Source organism: Nonomuraea sp. B5E05, from assembly GCF_039880665.1.
In the GTDB taxonomy this organism is placed as follows: domain Bacteria; phylum Actinomycetota; class Actinomycetes; order Streptosporangiales; family Streptosporangiaceae; genus Nonomuraea.
Map to the genome: position 1 here is coordinate 1 of NZ_JBDPMJ010000080.1, position 2,147 is coordinate 2,147.

At 65.7% G+C, this 2,147-nt stretch carries 2 protein-coding genes; one reads left to right on the forward strand and one right to left on the reverse strand.

Annotated features, from left to right (window positions below):
- Positions 1–25 precede the first annotated feature (25 nt).
- Positions 26–775, reverse strand: coding sequence for an ISAs1 family transposase (locus ABGB01_RS45845; protein WP_347780620.1), 750 nt, complete (start codon positions 773–775; stop codon positions 26–28).
- 181 nt (positions 776–956) lie between these two features.
- On the opposite strand from ABGB01_RS45845, the gene ABGB01_RS45850 reads away from it, so the two are divergent.
- On the forward strand, positions 957–1,928 hold the full coding sequence (locus tag ABGB01_RS45850; RefSeq protein WP_347780622.1) for a reverse transcriptase domain-containing protein: 972 nt from the start codon (positions 957–959) through the stop codon (positions 1,926–1,928).
- Positions 1,929–2,147 lie beyond the last annotated feature (219 nt).

The window sequence follows — 2,147 nt, forward strand, 5'->3', positions numbered from 1 at the left end:
GTTTCCTGGCATGCTCTGGTCCCCTTCACCTTTCGGCTCCAGGTAAGCCATCGGACCCAGCAGACCTCCCTTCGAGTCTGTCCCGCCTTGGCGGGGATGCGTCAGAGCGCCTCGTGGCGCACTGGTTCTTCTTGACGATCAGTACGTAGTGCGCCCGTTTCTGCTCGATGAGGAAGGTGGCGTGCTCGCGCTGGGTATGCAAGGCGTCGGCGGTGACCACGCGATCGTCCAGGTCGAGACGCTTCAGCAAGGGTTGGAAGCGGGTGATCTCGCTGGTCTTGCCGTCCACGTCGGTCTGCGCGAGCACCAGGCCGCTGCCATGGTCGAAGGCGGCCAGTAGATGCACCGGCTCACCGCCGCGGTGGCGTGCGCCGCGCAGGGCCTTGCCGTCGACGGCCACGGCCTGGCGACGCGCACGGCCGTCCGCACAGGCGCTGGTCGCGGCGGCTCGCCCGGCCAGCCAGGAGCACACCGCCTCATCCAGGGCGTCGGTGTCGATCTGCTCGAACAGACGCCGCACAGTTGACTCGTCCGGTGGTTGCCATGCCCGGCTCAGCGGATCCCGGCGGACTCCGAGGACGGCCATCACTTGGGCGGGGGCATCAGCGATCCACTCACCGATCGCCGTGAAGGAACGTGCGCCGGCCAGCACGGCAGCCGCGGCGCCGGCCAGTAACGACGCCAGCGCGTGTCGGACGCCACGCGGGTCACGGGGGTCGGGAAGGCGTTGGAAGCACTCCAGCAGGCTGAGGCATTCGGCAGCGGAGGCGGCCACCGGCCCATGCTCGGCCAGTGGGCCAAGGGCACCACTGATCGGCGATGATGACAGGACAGGCACGGTCTTCTCTGGTGATCATTAGGCGTCGAGAACCTCATGATCTCGAAGGTCGTGCCTGTTCGCGTCCTCAGACGAGTCTCCGGCCCCCTCTTGCCGCCCGGACCGGTCACGCCGCGAAATGGACATTCAGGCTGTTACCGATATCTCGCCGTGGCCCTGGTTCCACCCGGACTCCTATGGGTATCGGCCGGGCCGCAGTGCGCTGGACGCGATCGCTGTGTGCCGGGAGCGGTGCTGGAGAACCGACTGGGTGATCGATATGGACATCCAGGGGTTCTTCGACAACCTTGATCATGATCTCGTTCTCAAGGCGGTGGCTCACCACACCGATCAGCGGTGGATCCTGCTGTATGTGGAGCGGTGGCTCAAGGCCCCGCTCCAGCGGCAGGACGGCAGCCTGCTCGCGCGAGATCGGGGAAGTCCACAGGGCTCTGCGATCTCGCCGTTGTTGTCGAACCTGTTCATGCATTATGCGTTCGACCGCTGGATGGCCCGGGAGAATCCGGGTGTCCAGTTTGAACGGTACTGCGACGACGTGGTGGTTCACTGCCGCAGCGAGGGTCAAGCGCATCGGGTGCGCGAGGCGATCGCCGGGCGGCTGGCCGAGTGCGGTGGGTTGCGACTGCATCCCGACAAGACCCGCATCGTGTATTGCAAGGACGGGAACAGGCGTGGCTCGGCCGAGCACACCTCTTTCACGTTCCTGGGGTACGGGTTTCGTGTGCGGAAGGTCCGGACGAAGCGGGGGAGCTACTTCTTCGGCTTCAATCCGGCCGTCAGCGACGAGGCCGCCAAGCAGATCCGGGCGCAGATCCGCTCATGGCGGCTGCACCTGCGCAGTGGAGCGACCCTGGAGCGGCTCGCCCGGGAGATCAACCCGGTCGTGCGGGGCTGGATCAACTACTACGGACGGTTCTATTCGTCCGCGTTGGACTTCAGCCTCAACCGCATCAACGACTATCTGGTGCGGTGGCTCGTGCAGAAGTACAAGCGTTTACGGCGCAAACGAGCCAAGGCGCGCGGCGCGCTGGGCAGCCACGCCAGGCTGTATCCCGGGCTCTTCGCCCACTGGAAGCTCGTCAAGCCATAACCGTGAACGACTGGATGATGGGAGCCGTGTGATCGGAGACGATCAAGCACGGTTCTGAGAGAGCCGGGGGGTGAGACTCCCCCCGGCTACTCGCTAGTGCTTTGACCGGAAACGATCACCGGGTTGGCGCGTAAGGCGGTCCGGCCGGTTGGATGGTGCTGATCACGTTCGATCGGAAGTCGGGAGGCCCGGTGACGCATCCGGTCAAGGTCCGCAGGC